The organism is Pseudomonas helmanticensis, assembly GCF_900182985.1.
GTDB classification, from domain to species: Bacteria; Pseudomonadota; Gammaproteobacteria; order Pseudomonadales; family Pseudomonadaceae; genus Aquipseudomonas; species Aquipseudomonas helmanticensis.
This window is the reverse complement of sequence record NZ_FXUY01000002.1, coordinates 615,813-631,976: the sequence shown is the minus strand read 5'-3', so window position 1 is coordinate 631,976 and position 16,164 is coordinate 615,813. Positions and strand designations below refer to the sequence as shown.

The following is a 16,164-nucleotide window of genomic DNA, read 5'->3' as shown; positions in this document are numbered from 1 at the left end:
CGCGAAGTCATCGCAGTTCAAAAGCTGACAGAAAGATACGAGTTGGCCTCCTATTGTTGTATCTTACGAATTATTGATTGATAAGTAATGTTTCCAAGATAATCCCTTCATTTGGCAGCGAGGCGGGGCGCAGCATGAATGAGTTGCAGCTTCAGGAGTTTTCCGAAGCCTCGGAGGAGACTGTCATCATTTTGATAGTCGATGACCAGCAAATGATTGTTGAGGCCGTACGCCGCCAATTGGCTAGTGAAAGTGATCTTGAGTTTCATTACTGCACGGATTCGACCCAGGCTGTGAAAGAGGCTGTAAGGGTGAAACCTACAGTAATTCTCCAGGATATGATCATGCCCGGGATTGATGGGCTATCGCTAATTCAGGAATATCGAAAAAACGAGCTTACCAGCGGTATACCCATTATCGCCCTGTCCGTTAAGGAAGATCCGAAGGTGAAAAGTCGGGCTTTTGAAGCAGGCGCAGATGACTACCTAGTAAAGCTGCCTGATCCCATTGAGCTGATAGCTCGGATTCGATCCCACTCACGATCCTTTGTAACGGCTAGGAAATTGAATTACGCCTACAGAGCATTGAGGGTGAGCCAACAGCAATTATTGGATACCAACCTGACGTTGCAGCGAGCCATGGGCGAACTGAAGCGCCTGGCTAATTCCGATGGGCTGACGGATTTAGCAAACCGCAGACATTTTGACGAATTTCTACAGGCCGAATGGCAGAGCGCTAGCAAAGCAGGCATAGAGATCTCGCTACTGATGGTCGATGTCGACTTCTTCAAGCTCTTCAACGATAGCTTCGGACACCAAGCGGGCGACGACACGCTAAAGCAGGTGGCTGGTGCAATGCGCAATACGGTAACGGGTGAAGGCTTTTTGCCGGCGCGATACGGCGGTGAGGAGTTCGCAGTGATCTTGCCAGCTACTTCATCAGCAGATGCCATGGTGATCGCTGAAAATCTGCGCGAAAGAGTTGAAGCGCTGAAGATCCCTAATCATTCGCCCAAGCCAGAGTCTGTGGTTACTGTGAGTATCGGTCTCGCCACGCTGTCCCCCAATCAAACCAACGATCGAAAAATGCTGATCGAGTTGGCTGACAAAGGACTCTACTTGGCCAAGAGAGGCGGACGTAATCGAGTTGGAGTTCATCCGGCAGACGATGAATAGCTTTCTAATCCTCACTAGCGCCTGAAGCATATTTGATGCGCTAATCACCAACAGTACTTCACGTTTTGCAGTCTTCTTTGGTGTCGTTACTCAGGGTTCATTTTACGTAAGAGCAGATGTTGTCTGGCCAATCGATATAGTCTTTCTGGTATGTAAGATCACTAGAATCTGCTAGATTATGTTTGATGCGAGCTATCGGGAATGGCGCAGGCTTTTTCAATTTACCATCGAGTATGGTTGCCCATTCCCTCTCAACCTTAGGAGAGATCGATGTCCAAACTTGCCGAATTCCGTCAGCTTGAGAAACACTTAGCTGAACAACTCCAAGCGCTTGAGGCGCTGAAAGGGGACGCAGGACTGAAAAAAGAGATCGAGTTTGAGACAAAACTTCGGGACTTGCTCGCAAAATATGGCTATAGCCTCAAAGATGTGATCAATCTTTTAGACCCAAATAACGGCAGACGGCCTAACCGCTCAACTGTCGATTCGAAACCCGGCTCACGTCGAGCGCGTCAAATGAAGGTCTATAGCAACCCACATACAGGGGAGCGTGTTGAGACTAAGGGTGGAAATCACAAAATCCTGAAGCAGTGGAAATCGGAACACGGTGCTAAGACTGTGGAATCTTGGCTTAACAAGTAGGATGCCCGGCACGTTCAACTGGCCCCTTTCGGGGCCTTTTGATTGTTGAAAGCATCAGCCGCTTACGCCTCGGCCGAGGCTATCTGGCTCGGCGAGATTACCCGCCTGGACGTACAGGTAAGCTAACTTCCAGCAGCAAGGTCTCGCTCGTTCAGAGTCGTGCGTCAGCGCTGATCACTTGCGTTTCGCTATAGCCATTATCATTTTCGCAATTAAGGCCGCAGGCTGAATCACAAATGCGTAGGAAATCACGCGGAGTGCGATCCTGTTGCGGATGACATCGGCAGCGATCGGTCCATAAGTGTAATACCAAGCAATGAACGCTTTGCCACCTGGTCTATTGACGAGCCATTCATCTCGAAAATTACGCATGCATAGAACCGTCGGGTGAGATTCATCCCCCAACGTCGCTGTCACGACAAAGCATGCATCTGCTTTTTTGGCTTGTGCTAGGGGTGGCATGTAATTTGGATCAAGTATCTTTAATGCTGCTGCTGCGGTTTCAAGTTTCTGCCTGATAAGGCTCTCGTACTCAGGAGAAAGGTAGCGAACCTTGGGGAGGTTGTTGTCGAACTGATCCCGGTATTTTATACCTTCAATATTGTCTTTACACAGGTGCACGATATTTTCCAGCGTGTCCTTGTCCACAGGATCCCAGACCAATGCTTGTTCCAGTGTTCCCAGCATTTCTGCAACCTGCGCCACATATTCTGGCCAAATATTGGGCAAAGCTACAAATTCGAGCAAGTGCTGGTGCGCCATTCCGTAGAGTGTGACCACTAGTAAGTTAACTTCTCGCAAACACTCTCGAGCCTGGTCGCTTTTTCGAGCATTGGGCGCCGCCGCAATGGCGTGACCAAAAGCGACTAGCGTCTCACTAAAACGCATATGGTTGAGATTGGACAGCCAGCCCGCGGCCTTACCTTTCCCAACCCAAGCTTCCGAAATCGTCGGGTCAATTTCCAATACACGATTAAAGTAGATTTCCGCTTCTGTTTGGTTTCCGGCGGTAGATGCCGTCCTTGCCATACCGAGCAGGTTTGCCACATTCGGCGAGGTGCGGGCTGGAGAAGGCTGCGCTATGGATATCTTCTCACCGCAGTACATGCAGATTGAAATTTTTGCGTCATCGGGTACCTGGATGTCTTTCAGGCACGAGGGGCATTGCGCTGGATGGAAACCCATTTACTTCAACCTTCTCTAATGGACGAGCATTGGGCGTAGGCGCGCAGTGGACGTACCAGGAAGGTATTTCTGGGTTGATAGCGGACTGCAATTTCAAACCCAAACATCGCTTCCTGCGCCGACTTGGCAATCCCTTGCATTTATCTATGAACGCACGATTTCGCTAAGCTAAGCAGCTTTTGACACATCAATCGTCAAAATATGAAGTATCTGTGAGAGGTAAAAAAATAACAATCTGTGCCAAGCCGTTGAGCAACCACGAGCAATTTTGGGTTGGCAGGCTTGAGAAACCCAGACTCCAAGGCGCCGACTTTTAGCCGGCGCCTCGAAGCACTCGCTAAGTTTTTAGCGCCAAGCGAGCGATCGCATCCCTTACTCCCTCACCGTATGCCGAATCAGCTTTAGTGCAGTTGGATATGTGCCGCTCTACCACCATTTCCGACGCACCGTTGATGGCTCGCGCTGTGTTTTCAAACAGCAACCACTGCTTCTCCGGAGTCATGAGACGGAATAAGTCGCCTGGTTGTGAGAAGTAATCCTCGTCGACGCGGTGGTTCCAGTGATCGGCCGCACCTTCAATGCTAAGGGGAGGCTCAGCGAACTCCGGCTGTTCTTCCCATTCTCCGTAGCTGTTAGGGTCGTACGAAATGGTGCCACCCATGTTTCCGTCAACGCGCATCGTACCGTCACGGTGGTAGCTGTGAACGGGGCACTTAGGACTGTTGACCGGAATGTGGGAATGGTTGACCCCCAAGCGATACCGCTGCGCGTCACTGTAGGAGAACAATCTGCCTTGCAGCATCTTGTCTGGCGAGAAGCTGATACCTGGAACCACGTTGCCGGGATTAAAGGCCACTTGCTCGATCTCCGCGAAAAAGTTCTCAGCGTTACGGTTCAATTCCATTACACCCACCTCAATTAGCGGGTAGTCCTTGTGAGGCCAGACCTTGGTCAAATCGAACGGGTTGAGGTGATAACTCCCTGCTTCATTCTCCGGCATGATTTGAACGTATAAAGTCCAGCGGGGAAATTCTCCGCGTTCAATACTTTCGTAGAGATCGCGCTGGTGGGTCTCGCGGTCGCCAGAAATGAGCTGCCCAGCTTCTGAGTCTGAAAGGTTCTTGATGCCTTGCTGAGTCTTCAATGTGAATTTGACCCAGTGACGATCATTATTTGCATTGAGGAAGCTGAAGGTGTGGCTGCCGAAGCCGTGCATGTGCCGAAAGCTTGCAGGGATGCCTCGGTCGCTCATCACGATGGTGACTTGGTGCAGGGCTTCAGGAAGCGACGTCCAATAATCCCAGTTGTTGTTCGCGCTGCGCAAACCTGTGCGAGGGTCACGTTTGATAGCGTGGTTTAGGTCTGGAAATTTCAGTGGGTCGCGTATGAAGAAAACTGGGGTGTTGTTCCCTACCAGATCCCAGTTTCCTTCCTCGGTATAAAACTTCATTGCGAAGCCACGGATATCTCGCTCAGCGTCTGCTGCACCGCGCTCGCCGGCTACGGTAGAAAAACGTGTGAACATCGGTGTTTGCTTGCCAATTTCAGAGAACATTTTCGCTCGGGTGTACCGAGTGACGTCGTGCGTCACAGTGAATGTTCCGTGAGCGCCTGAGCCTTTCGCATGCATGCGCCGTTCTGGAATCACCTCGCGATCAAAATGAGCCATTTTTTCTAGGAACCAGACATCCTGGAGGAGGGCAGGGCCACGAGGGCCTGCCGTCTGAGTGTTGTTATTGTCAACGACGGGAGCGCCGAATGCCGTTGTGAGCTTTTTCATTCCGCCACCTTTTGTAGATCTGAGAGGGGTAGGGGCGCCATTCGACAAGAGAGAACAATGCCCCCTCAACGGCAGACGACCACTCAATGAGACAAGCTTTTCGATTCCGAACATCAGAGCCAAGAAGTGACGTAATAGGCCAGCACCGATCGCCGCGGTTTTCACGTTTCTTCGAGATGCAGTTGGCTAGGGAAGAAGTTCAGACTTTAGAAGTATGGGCGAGGATTTTGAGGTCGGCGGTTAACGCACCATAAATTTTTGTGAAAAAAAAGCCCGCGAGGGATGCGCGGGCAAAATGGATGAAAACTAGAAATAAACGAGAGCGAACGAAGGTTAGTCTCAAAAATTATCAAAATGAAAGATTTTTTAATCAAATTCGTAAAAAAAATTTATTTGTTGTCCTGTGCAAATTGTTTGTCGAAGAAATCGCCTGAGTGTTCCACATATCGCATTGCGATCTGTTGGTTTTATGTTGCTAACGTGGTCTTCGTTCAAAAAGCGTGACGCGACTGTCCGATTTTGTAGAGCAAATAAAAAAAGCGAAGACTAATCAATATTCCATAATTCAGAACAATCTACCGATATTGTTTAGTCGTCTGGTTGTTCTATAGGGCGCTTAACGATGAACGGGTGGCTTCGTCCAAACTGATTCTTTAACTGCAAAAACATCTCCCGAAATTTTTCGTCGATAACCCTCTGGTCTTCGGTGCTCATTGCATCGTATCTAGCACGTGCCGCGATCCTGTCGACTGTGAGTTGCTGCTTGCGGCTCGCTTTGATTTCCATTAACTGTTGAAACGTAGGCTGCTCCGCGTGTTGGTCGCTGCTAGCGTACTCAGTAGAGGTTTTGATCATCTAAGCACCAGTCTGTTTGCTCCAATTCCAACCCAAGATCGCGCGAGTCCAGACCACCTCGCCAACCCCTCGTCCCTTTCGCAGACTTGCGGTCACCCTCTCGGGAGAGGAAAAGGCCAAGGGGGCTCGGACCGTTTGAGCACACCTACACACCTGTAACTGTCCGCAGATTTGCACCTGCTGATGATGGGCAAGACTTCAGTATCGCTCAGGGTCTATAAAAAAGCCGATTTCGTCCAGGATGTCGTTAATTGACCCAACAATCCGGGGCTCGGCATACAGCTCCAGGTACGTATATGAAAGGGCGACGGCGAGGTACGATTGATGCTCGGAGAGAGTATTCGGATCGAAAGGCCATACCTGGAGCTTGGTAACGCTTGTATCGCCGTGATTAAAATCGCTGACGAGTTGGACCGTCGGCTTGATCCGTTCCCAATCTCGCAACGACAGTCCATAAGTCCGTTGAGGCGAGTCAGCAAGCATTGTTCGCTTTTCCAAGAAGGAATCTCCCACCATCGCTAGCTCGGAGATCGAGACATTCCGAACGGCAAAATCCATCAACCTGGGAGACGATACGATGCTGCGGACAGCCTCAATATCAATCAGCTCAGTGCCGTTGGCCAGATGCGTATATAAAAATTTAAGCAGTTCAGGCTGGTTGGCCATCACTAGATTCATCTATCAGCACTCGTAATGGAGGTCGCATCGCGGATGATGATAATGCATCCGCCTATTTCCCACTCTCGAACCGCATATGGCGCAGATGTTCACACTCATGGTTTCGGCGAGATTGAACACGCCCTTGACGTAATCATCGCCACCTCGATAGTAAATTCTGAGGCCACCAAACTTTTCTTTCACTTCCTCGACAATGACCTGCTCGCAGTCTGGCGCTATGTCGCATCGTGCGCACACGAGCGAGAGCGCGTTGTTGAGCAGGTCATACCATCCATCTTGACACTCGAACCCCCAAAACCACCGGCCATCGATCACTGATGCATTGGGGAAAAGGGATAGATTTGGTTTGCAAAGCATCTCTTCGCGTTCTGGACTCACAGGGAATACCTCATACAGGAATCGGAATATCACTACGCGCTGTCCTCGTCAGTGAGGACTCAGCTCCCAGCGAAGCCATCTTCGTTAATCGCCAATGCGCGATAAGCCAGCCATTCCGACTGGCACAGCCATATTCGCGGGCTCCGGCATCACGAAACGCTAACCACTGACATCTCAAATCTCTCTGCGACTACCGAAGCGATAATCTGAAGACCGGCGAATTGTCAGCGATATTTTTTGCAGTATTATCTGCGAAAATATCTATCAGACCCTACAATTGTAGGGCGCCAAAAAATTGATTTTATGGCTCTATCATTCCCTTTGCAAGGGGTGATCAATGGAGCTGAACGATGCTTTCGCGGCGGCGTTAAAGGGAATGCGAACGCTCCGCCATATGCCTCAACAAAGATTCTTCGGCACCACGAGCCGCGCTTACATGACACACCTGGAGCAAGGCCGCAGAGGCCCGGGACTGGCAAAGATCGAAGATTTAGCTGCTGTTATGGGTGTGCATCCTGTGAGCATCGTCGTCGAGTGTTATCTACAAAAAAATCCAGAGATGGACCTTGAAAGTCTTTTGGATAAAATTAGACAGGATCTGACGTACGAATATTCTGAGCCGGTCCCCGCCACCATTTCCGAGCCAAAGTCGGAGTGAGCTGACCTTAGCCCAGCAGAGTAATAGCCGGCGCTGATGTGCGGCTAAGTCTGAGCCTAGAATGTGCCTATACGAGGAATGTCCAAGCAACGGGAATTGACCCGTTGGATGCCTGTACGCAGACGATCACAACTGGAGCATTGCGTGACTGTATTTTCTTGCCGGGCTGAATGTCAGGACGACGTGGACACTTTCATTGAGGCCGCCAAGGCCGCCAAACTCGAAATGGTTGTTCGAGCTTTCGCTGACAAAGTATTTCCCGATGTTGAAATCGAGATTATCTCAAACGCATCAAAGGACGAATTGCGGGTCCTTATGCAGAGCGTTGAGGATGGCCATATGATGCGGCAAACATTACGAGCAATTCCTTTGTCGGAAAACTCCATGGAGCCTGATGATCGAGTGGAGTGAGAACTCGATTGGGTGTCACCTGACGAGCAAATCCGCACTCCACTTGGGCACCGTTTGGATTGATCCACTCCACGACTGCGTAGGGTTCTCATCAACAAATGTCGTCACCCTCTGACCGGGCGGGAAGCACGATCAACCTGATTACTGATGTATACATAGCTTTTCGGGATGGGTGCTTCCCGCACGGTCGATATTAGCGACGGCTGCGATAGCGTTCGGTTAACGACTGCACGAGGATTACGTAGGACTTCGTCTCGGGGTATGGAGGCACCCCGTTGTGCTCGACCACTGATGCTTCACCGGCATTGTAGCCCGCCAGTGCCAACGTCTGGTTGCCGTTAAAGCGCTTAAGCAGCCAGGCTAGATATCGCACGCCGCCACGAATGTTCTGTCTTGCATCTAATGGATTGTCTACTGCGAAGCGTGCGGCGGTGTCGGGCATCAACTGCATTAGCCCTTGTGCGCCTGCTTCGGAAATAGCGTAGGGTCGAAATGCGGATTCGGCGTGGATTACTGCTCGGACAAGGGCCCTGTCGACACCATAAAGACCCGAAGCGGCTTCGATCTCTCGCCGATAGGATTGGGTATCCAAGCGCAGCGTAGCCACTTTTAAACCAGGCGCCGTACACAGATAGCAGCCCCTGATGCGATTGACCTCAATCACATCGACCCGCGCGGAAATACCTTCGGGGCGCCGGCTCACGTATTGACGAACACCCTTGTGCATAAAGGTATACAAGCGAATTCGCTTAACACCTGGGTCGGCGTCCTTTAATACGCCCGGCTGGATCAATCCCTTTTCACCGAAACTGTCACCAGCTTTGCTGCTCACACGAGTGCAGCGGACGCCGGCGATGGCTTGACTGGTGTAGCTGATAACACCGTTATTATCTTGGCATTTGAACGTGGCGCTAGCGTTCAGCGGCCCGATCAGCAAGGCCAGTCCGATGCAGCCAGGAAAGTAATTGTACGACCATTGCCATGCTTTGGAATTCATCACATCGCTCCGCGCCGCAGGCGTCGGTCACGCCTAGGGGGCCAACCCAGACACTGCCTTTGGAGAGCCCATTACTGGTATGCCCCACGTGTGCTCTGATAGTTATACGCCTTGTAAGCTAGCTTGGAATTTGCGATGACGTACGGGCGAGTTCCTATTAAAACGGGCAACATCAGGCCAGAATCGATCCCTCATCTTGATCTATATCTATCAGCGGTTTTGGTATGCGCATCCGACCCATAGCGTCTGTGCAAAATTTTACTCGCCTGACTAATCAACAGCCGCTATTCCAACTTTTGTCATGCTCTCTGCGAGGCAAACGCTTGCCTCTTGCCCACCGCGAAGGATCCGGGCTAGTTTCAGAATGTCCCATGCCTATTTAAAAGGAAAATCACGGAATGACCGTAGCTTCCCCCAGCGCTGAGCCCAAAAAAAACAGGTCAAACCGAGACGATTTTGTTTCCAAAACTAGGACTGCCCTAGCTTTAAGAGCAGGTTATCGGTGCTCATTTTCTAAGTGCGGCATGGCGACCGCAGGGCCGAGCGATGAAGCGTCAGATAAGCATGTGAGTATAGGGGTAGCCGCTCACATAGCGGCAGCTGCGCCTGGTGGCCAACGATACAATCCTGACATGACAAATGACCAGCGCGCGAGTATAGAAAACGGAATTTGGCTTTGCCAAACCCATAGTCGTCTGATCGATGTTAACCCTGCGGCATATCCGACTGCGCTGCTTCATCAAATGAAAGCGGAGCACGAGGACGCCATCAAGTTAGAGATGGAAAAGATGAAATCAGCGCCGCAGTGCACTGATTTTATCGCCGTAGGCCCTAACATCGTGTTTGTCGAGGAACTGGTCGCTGTGGAAGAAAACGTTTGGACGTTTGTGTTGGATAACTTTGTAATTGGGGAATTAGGGCAGCTAACTAGGTATATCGATCAATTTGGAGATCTGGATTCATATGACAAGTTTGTGCTTGTAAACGATCTCGGTGATGGACGTGAGCTGTCGTCTCCGCCTGCCTGGTCTAAATCCGATCGGGGAATATTGATCAAGGTAGGCGTAATGAGAAGTACCCCTCGAATCGACGCTCATCGCCTTCCAATGGATTTAGCCTTGAACGATGAGCATGATCTTTTCATTTTGAATGGCCAACTGGCGCGAGTGCGCGGTTTAGACGCTCTTCCGCAAAAAATAAAAACCTGCCTATCCACAATTCGTGGTGAAGTTTTTTACGCTCCTACTTACGGGACCCGGATCCGAGAGTACTCAACAGACTTTCTAGGTTCGCCATGGTTGCCGAAGCTTATAAAGCTTGAAACTATACGCATGGCATCCATCCCGTACGCCGATCAGATGGGCTTAAACGCATCCTCTACGCCACTCAAAGCCGTGCGCAAAGTGATAAGCGTCGACCAGATCAGCGCAGAAGGCGATGATGGATGGTTTGCCTTCCGGTTTCATTTGGACGTAGAAGGCATCGGAGCTTGGGTTAGAGATATCAAGCTATTCATCCCCCGGGTTATATGAGGCCACGGCGGGCAGTTTTGCTCTCTGCTTAGCGGCCCGACACGGGTTAATTACCAGCCATCAACCGCTTCCGGGATTAATGCATTGCGTGAATTTTGCATCTTCCGGCAAGGTTCCATCCTCCGACGCGAACTCTTCGGAATTGCTCAGCAGTGCTCGACGCGCGTTAGCCAAGAAATTGTTGGATCTATTGAGATCGTCTTCTTCCTCGCTAAATTTAGCTTTCAGATCCTCGAGACTTTCCGCGCTTCTGATGGATCGGAGAAGAGCGAAATGATTCGACAGTAGGCGATCGTAGTTGCTTTCAATCTTTAATAGCTTGTCCGCAAGCAAGTCCGGAAGCGTCGAAATACTGCAAGATCTCAGCTCTTGGCGGTACCGCTCCTCATGCGCTAGCTGACTCTCGACTTCCATGAGCGCACTGCCGTTGTAGACCCTATCAACGCGTGTCGGACTCTTAAGTCCAACTTGGCTCTCTTTGAATTCACGATGGGTTCGGATCTCTTCTGCGTGCGTATCACGGTAGTTCCTCAGGTAGGAAACAGCCCACGTTGGACAACGTCTGCTGCTTTGCCTGCCTGATGGCATGAGCCAAGCCTGAAGCGTTCGTACAGACGCTTTGCGCCCATCTGCCTTGTTTAGTGCCACAACTGCTCTTGAAAAGTCATTTTGGAAAAGGGTCTGGATAAGACCTTGTAACTCGTAGCGGTTGCATTCACTGACGCAGAGATTTGTTAAAGCTTCCAGATCTAGTGATTCAAGCCCATGGGGTTCTCCGTCGACTGTGCGTACGCTGACTTGATCCTCAGGCATCGAGCGTTCAACTCGAAATGCCTTTCCCGTCTCCGAATTCTTTGCGATCCCACTGAGATAATTAAAATTCCACGTCATATCACACTACTCCGCGCACATTGTGCGCACAATGTGCATGAAGACAGTTCAGAACACAAGAGCTGAGAGGAGCGGGGTGATGGTTGTCGGTTCTCCCTCAACCAAGCGTTCGAAAAAAACTGGTGATCCGGTCTCACGGCCACGGAATGGCGGGCAAATTTGTGATTGACGCTATGCTCTAGCTCCCCACATCCGATACGGTGTATGTGCTGGTGCGCAGCAAACGAAGCTTTAGCAGGAACCCTCTCAAACGGCTCAGAGTCTAGTAAAACGCGAGTAAAATCCCATGTCGATAAACGACCTAAAAATTGCACACCCGGTAGAGACAGGCGCAATCATTTTTGACCTGGACGGCACCCTTGTCGATTCTGCGGGCGACATGACAGTGCAACTGAACACAATTCTTGTCGAGAGGGATCTTGAGCCTCTTTCAGTCGCAATGGCTTCATCGTTCCTTGGCGACGGAATGCGGTCATTTGCTAGCCGAGCATTCGCTTCGCGAGGGCTCAACAATATGGAAGAATCGATCAATACCTTTGTCTCCCGATACGAACACGCTGACCACTCGATGACAAAACCCTATGACGGGGTGATTGAAACCCTTAGCGCATTGAGGGAGGCGGGGTGGAAAATGTCTGTCTGTACGAATAAAGACGAAACGATTGCCATCGATATCCTTAAGCAAACCGGCCTATTAAGGTTTTTTGATATCGTCTGTGGCGCCGATACCGTGTCTTTTAAAAAGCCGGATCCCAGACACCTAGGTGCGGTGGTAGAGCGTGCCAAGTACGGAAAACTTTCCAAGATAATGATCGGAGACAATAGGAACGATTTTGAAGTCGCACGCGGATACGGAATCCCTTTTGCCTTTGCCAGTTGGGGGTATGGATCCCTGCCTGACGATAGCGAAGCCATCAATCTCATAGAATTTAAAGATATCCTCAGCCTTGTTGGTTTGCATGGGCACTGAGCAGCAGCTAATGATCGACTTCCGTCTTTGTCGGTTTACCACACTCCGTATTCCTTGCAGGCAGATCGTATAAATATCTGCCGGCTAAGTTGATCAAAGCCAGAAAGGATCTCACATGAACTTCGGCGTGATTGCTACAACCGTTTTTTCCTTGGCCGTCCTCAATGGAGCCTACGCGGCTACCGACAAAAACAGAGTGTTGGTTGAGGCCCGATGGTATACAGAGGCGTATGTAAAGCAGAGTCTCGCCAACAGCAATCCACGTTTATTGGCCTCAGCTTTTCCCTCGACGGCTACCTATGTCTTCGCTGCTGATGCTCCTAAATTTCGATCAGAAGGTGCAAACTTGCTAAAGAAAGAAGTTTCGACTATTCAGGGAGACTTTGTGCGGTGGCCGCCTAGCAGGGATGGCAAAGCGCTAAAGACACAGTGGGATGAGATGTGTGTGAGTTTGATTGCCCAGGGTCTCAGGTCTTTGTACCAACAAACAAGGCAGATGTCGTTCGTAACGATACCGAAGGATCTTGTGATTGCCAAGATTGAGACGGGAGAGCTTGTTTCTGCGCCGTCCAACCTAAGCCAAACTAAGAAACGGGATGGAGGGGACATTAAGGTAATTCCTCCTGTGGGAGAAGGAAAAATGCGCTGTAATATCTATAAAACAGCGAGAGGTGGCGATGTAATGTACGACATTTCTGTAGTGTTTGTTGCAATGGCTGCTTACCGAAGAAGCCACTAAGAAGGCAAGCCGTTCGTAGTAATCATCAGCGCAACCAATGAAACACTCAGAGCAGATTGTCCGCGCGAGGACGAAGCGGGATTTCGTGAAAGGGAGCTGAGGGCCGACAGGCGCCTTTCGGCCCAGCGACGGACGACTACCAGCACTCAGTTGAGGAGCTAAGGACCCTACTGAATTCTCTCAACCTGGTCAAATCATGGTGCATAGGACTGGCACTTTCACGCCAAACGCTATTAGGCGCGCGAGGTTGCAGCTGGCGAGCGAGTAGGAGAAGTACGCGTCTGAACCTGTCATGGGTAGACGCCGTGCTCAATTTTCCAGATCAGCGACTCGACGGTTTTCATACCTACGAATGTAGAAAGTAGACTGACCGGCGTTGCTCCACTCAATGAGATGCTTGGCTGGGTGAGCCATTCCACCGCTGCTTCTCGATTACCCGCAAACAACCCCAAAGCGTCTCTTATGACTAGTGCTTGACGGAAAGCGTAATCGCTTTCGCCGATGGTCAGTTGCTGCGTCTTTTTCCATCGACGTTGAACAGCGGGGGAGACGCCGAGCAAGGAAAAGAGCTTCTTGGTTGAAAGGCTCACGGACATCGCCAGGCCTTCATAGAAGCTTACGTCAAGCTGGTTATGAATAAGAGCTGCGCAAGCGCGCGGATCATGCCGAAGGGCTAGGGCATCGGAAAAACGTTCAGAGGGAGTCGGGGCAAGTAAAGCGGACTCGGTGACTGTGCTCATCGTTTTCCCCATCCTAAGTACCTTCATGGAGCGAAAGCCACTGATGCACCTTAACGCCAAAAAAGCCCAAGAACGGCATCGATTTTTTCGATTCCGCACGAAGGCTACAACATTATTTGGTGTGGTGCTGTAGCTCCATATTTGCCTAATGAAGAAAGCTATGCCTTCAACATTTTAGCTTCCTCTGCGCAAACAAAATCTCACGCAGTGGTTATATGGTGTGTTCGTTGAAGCGAAACAACAATCGACTAGTCGACGATGGCATAGACAAAGGATCGCTGTGGAACATTTGGCGGTAGCCTCGCGAGGTTCACCGCCTGTCTATGTTCAGCTTCGATAACCAACCCCTGACTTCAGGCTAGCATCGACATCAGCCCACCTTGGCGATCGAGCTTGGCCAAGTCGTCAAAGCCACCGATGTACGTGTCATCGATAAAGATCTGCGGCACACTGCGACGTCCACTACGTTTGACCATCTCTTCACGCTTACCAGGGTTAGCCTGAATGTCGATCTCTTTCATTCTCACCCCCTTACTGCCCAGCAAGTGTTTTGCGTTACGGCAGTAAGGGCACGTCTGCGTGGTGTATAGAGTCACAGTTTTCATGCTTGGTTCTCGTCTAGAGCGCCTACTCAGGCATCGATGGCCGGGAAGTCGATATCAGTCAATGCGACGTTGTTGAGATAGTTGGTCAGGGTCTGCGAGGCGACGTGCGCAATCACCTCGATGATCTTGGCGTCGGTGATGCCGGCGGCGCGTGCTTCGGCGATCTGTTCGTTGGTCAGATGGCCACGGCTTTCAGTGATCTGTTTTGCGAGACGTGCGAAGGCATCAAGCTTCCCTTCACGGGCGCTAAGGATTTCAGTATTTTTGTATCCAGCTTTACCGGCGAACAGGGTGTGTGCAGCCAGGCAATAATCGCAGCCGTTGGCTTGCGAAGTGGCGAGAAAAACCGATTCCTTCTCCAGATCGGTAAGGGAAGTTTTGCTCAGGGAAGCCGAGCTTTGCATGTAGTGGCCCAGCACGGTAGGCGAGAGAGCCAGTACACGAAATACATTGGGCAGGAAACCGATTTTCTTTTGAACGCCTTCCAGCATTGGGCGGGTAGCGTCAGTAGCGTTTTCCAGATTGAGCGGGGCGATGCGAGTCATGGTGATACTCCGATAATTGAAGCGCGTTGTGCGCTGTACGGAGTCGATATTAGAGGTTTTTCTGTTCTATTGGATTCTAAAAGTCCAAGATAGAAGACTGATCGTCCAAATCGGTGTAGGAGATCGAGAATGGATCGTTTATCGACATTGCTCACACACTTTGGTGTGAACGCTGGCACCTTCCACAGCGGTGCTTTTTGCGGGATCACGGCTTTTGACGGGAGCCAAACCGTTGGGCACATGCACCTCCTGCAAGCCGGCGAGGTTCACCTCAAGCTGGCCGATGACCAAGAGCTGCACATTACCGAACCCACTCTCATCTTCTTCCCCCGACCGTACCGCCATCGTATGTCCGCCAAAGAAGGATCCGGCGCGCAACTGGTTTGTGCGTCGGTCGAGTTCAATGGGGGTTCGGGCAACGCTCTAGCCACAGCATTGCCGGATTACCTAATACTGAAACTGGATGAAATACCGACGCTGTCCAGCACACTGGAATGGCTGTTCGATGAAGCCTTCGATGGCAACTGCGGTCGTGAGGCTGTAATGGATCGGCTATTCGAGCTGTTGGTAATTTTGCTGCTTCGCCACATTCTATCCAGCGGTGATCAACCGCCTGGAATGATGGCTGGACTGGCGGATGCGCGTCTGGCACGCCCTTTAAACCTCATGCACAGTGAGCCTGCTATCGCCTGGAGTTTGGCCGAGCTTTCGGCAGCGGCGAACATGTCACGGGCCAGCTTCGCAGACCACTTCAAAAGAATCGTTGGGCAGTCACCATTCGACTACTTAGTGAGCTGGCGGGTCAGTCTTGCGCAAAAGCTGCTGCGGGAGGGCAAGCCGATTGCAGTGATTGCTGAAAAGGTGGGATATGAAAGCCCGTCGGCACTTGCACGCGCTTTTCGTCGAAAAACCGGTATTAGCCCACGAGAGTGGAGAGATGAAAGCTAGTTAGCAATCCAATGCACCGCGTTTCATTTGGAGTGAATGGATTGGCACATGAAATCGGCCAAAAGCGTTGAGCCGGATACTCTGAATATCTGGTGGCGCCGTGCCGGGGTGCGCGCTGTTGAGCTTCTCATTCCAAACCTTGGAGTAGCCCCATCAACTCTGCTTTAGCTTCAGCGCTAAGCGCATGGTATCGCTCCAGCAGCTCGGCCTCATCATCCTGACACGCGTAGAAATAGGCCGCGGGCAAACGCAATTCCGTGGCCACGCGTTGAATCAACTCCGGATCTGGAGTGCGTTTACCAAGTTCGTACCTATTCATCCTTGCACTGGCGGACGCCGGCTCCAGACCAATTCGAATGCCAAGCTCTTCTTGCGAGAGCTTGGCACGTAAGCGCGCTTGCTTAAGCCGAATGGATAGCGTGCTGCTGGTCATAA

At 50.9% G+C, this 16,164-nt stretch carries 17 protein-coding genes; 8 read left to right on the top strand and 9 right to left on the bottom strand.

The window, feature by feature from the left end; genetic code table 11:
• Positions 1-134: 134 nt before the first annotated feature.
• Together QOL84_RS25610 and QOL84_RS25605 are read left to right on the top strand one after the other, a co-directional pair.
• Positions 135-1,175, top strand: a complete 1,041-nt coding sequence (locus tag QOL84_RS25610) for a diguanylate cyclase (protein WP_283439017.1) — start codon at positions 135-137, stop codon at positions 1,173-1,175.
• Positions 1,176-1,445: 270 nt separating this feature from the next.
• Positions 1,446-1,817 (top strand): histone-like nucleoid-structuring protein, MvaT/MvaU family, encoded by a 372-nt coding sequence (locus QOL84_RS25605; RefSeq protein ID WP_283439016.1) that lies wholly within the window; start codon positions 1,446-1,448, stop codon positions 1,815-1,817.
• Between the two features lie 174 nt (positions 1,818-1,991).
• Here QOL84_RS25605 and QOL84_RS25600 read toward each other — a convergent pair whose 3' ends face one another.
• From QOL84_RS25600 to QOL84_RS25590, 3 genes are all read right to left on the bottom strand, one after another.
• A complete protein-coding gene (locus QOL84_RS25600; RefSeq protein WP_283439015.1) occupies positions 1,992-3,002 on the bottom strand; it encodes a CFI-box-CTERM domain-containing protein in 1,011 nt (336 codons plus the stop codon).
• Positions 3,003-3,339: 337 nt separating this feature from the next.
• Complete coding sequence (locus QOL84_RS25595) at positions 3,340-4,782, bottom strand: catalase (protein ID WP_283439014.1); 1,443 nt, start codon at positions 4,780-4,782, stop codon at positions 3,340-3,342.
• 1,053 nt (positions 4,783-5,835) lie between these two features.
• Positions 5,836-6,303 carry a hypothetical protein gene (locus QOL84_RS25590; protein WP_283439013.1) on the bottom strand — a complete coding sequence of 156 codons (468 nt, stop codon included), beginning with the start codon at positions 6,301-6,303 and terminating at the stop codon, positions 5,836-5,838.
• A 727-nt stretch (positions 6,304-7,030) separates the two neighbouring features.
• Between QOL84_RS25590 and QOL84_RS25585 the strand changes: the two genes are divergently transcribed.
• Both QOL84_RS25585 and QOL84_RS25580 read left to right on the top strand, forming a co-directional pair.
• Entirely contained in the window at positions 7,031-7,351 is a 321-nt protein-coding gene (locus tag QOL84_RS25585; RefSeq protein ID WP_283439012.1) for a helix-turn-helix domain-containing protein, read from the top strand.
• Between the two features lie 144 nt (positions 7,352-7,495).
• Positions 7,496-7,762, top strand: coding sequence for a hypothetical protein (locus QOL84_RS25580; RefSeq protein WP_283439011.1), 267 nt, complete (start codon positions 7,496-7,498; stop codon positions 7,760-7,762).
• Between the two features lie 193 nt (positions 7,763-7,955).
• Here QOL84_RS25580 and QOL84_RS25575 read toward each other — a convergent pair whose 3' ends face one another.
• A complete protein-coding gene (locus QOL84_RS25575) occupies positions 7,956-8,759 on the bottom strand; it encodes a transglycosylase SLT domain-containing protein (protein WP_283439010.1) in 804 nt (267 codons plus the stop codon).
• Positions 8,760-9,157: 398 nt separating this feature from the next.
• Between QOL84_RS25575 and QOL84_RS25570 the strand changes: the two genes are divergently transcribed.
• Positions 9,158-10,291, top strand: a complete 1,134-nt coding sequence (locus QOL84_RS25570; RefSeq protein ID WP_283439009.1) for a GPW/gp25 family protein — start codon at positions 9,158-9,160, stop codon at positions 10,289-10,291.
• A 60-nt stretch (positions 10,292-10,351) separates the two neighbouring features.
• Here the strand turns inward: QOL84_RS25570 and QOL84_RS25565 are convergent, their stop codons facing one another.
• Positions 10,352-11,182: a hypothetical protein gene (locus QOL84_RS25565; protein ID WP_283439008.1), complete on the bottom strand. Its 831-nt coding sequence runs from the start codon at positions 11,180-11,182 to the stop codon at positions 10,352-10,354.
• A 286-nt stretch (positions 11,183-11,468) separates the two neighbouring features.
• Here QOL84_RS25565 and QOL84_RS25560 point away from each other — a divergent pair, with 286 nt between their 5' ends.
• Entirely contained in the window at positions 11,469-12,152 is a 684-nt protein-coding gene (locus QOL84_RS25560; protein WP_283439007.1) for an HAD hydrolase-like protein, read from the top strand.
• Between the two features lie 115 nt (positions 12,153-12,267).
• Positions 12,268-12,891: a hypothetical protein gene (locus QOL84_RS25555; RefSeq protein WP_283439006.1), complete on the top strand. Its 624-nt coding sequence runs from the start codon at positions 12,268-12,270 to the stop codon at positions 12,889-12,891.
• A gap of 290 nt (positions 12,892-13,181) precedes the next feature.
• Here the strand turns inward: QOL84_RS25555 and QOL84_RS25550 are convergent, their stop codons facing one another.
• The 3 genes from QOL84_RS25550 to QOL84_RS25540 form a co-directional block, all read right to left on the bottom strand.
• On the bottom strand, positions 13,182-13,631 hold the full coding sequence (locus QOL84_RS25550; RefSeq protein ID WP_283439005.1) for an antitoxin Xre/MbcA/ParS toxin-binding domain-containing protein: 450 nt from the start codon (positions 13,629-13,631) through the stop codon (positions 13,182-13,184).
• Positions 13,632-13,984: 353 nt separating this feature from the next.
• Positions 13,985-14,236 carry a glutaredoxin 3 gene (gene grxC, locus QOL84_RS25545; protein ID WP_283439004.1) on the bottom strand — a complete coding sequence of 84 codons (252 nt, stop codon included), beginning with the start codon at positions 14,234-14,236 and terminating at the stop codon, positions 13,985-13,987.
• 26 nt (positions 14,237-14,262) lie between these two features.
• Complete coding sequence (locus tag QOL84_RS25540; RefSeq protein WP_283439003.1) at positions 14,263-14,781, bottom strand: carboxymuconolactone decarboxylase family protein; 519 nt, start codon at positions 14,779-14,781, stop codon at positions 14,263-14,265.
• Positions 14,782-14,910: 129 nt separating this feature from the next.
• Between QOL84_RS25540 and QOL84_RS25535 the strand changes: the two genes are divergently transcribed.
• Positions 14,911-15,729, top strand: a complete 819-nt coding sequence (locus QOL84_RS25535) for an AraC family transcriptional regulator (RefSeq protein ID WP_283439002.1) — start codon at positions 14,911-14,913, stop codon at positions 15,727-15,729.
• A gap of 127 nt (positions 15,730-15,856) precedes the next feature.
• Here the strand turns inward: QOL84_RS25535 and QOL84_RS25530 are convergent, their stop codons facing one another.
• Positions 15,857-16,162, bottom strand: coding sequence for a helix-turn-helix domain-containing protein (locus QOL84_RS25530; protein ID WP_283439001.1), 306 nt, complete (start codon positions 16,160-16,162; stop codon positions 15,857-15,859).
• Between the last annotated feature and the right edge of the window lie 2 nt (positions 16,163-16,164).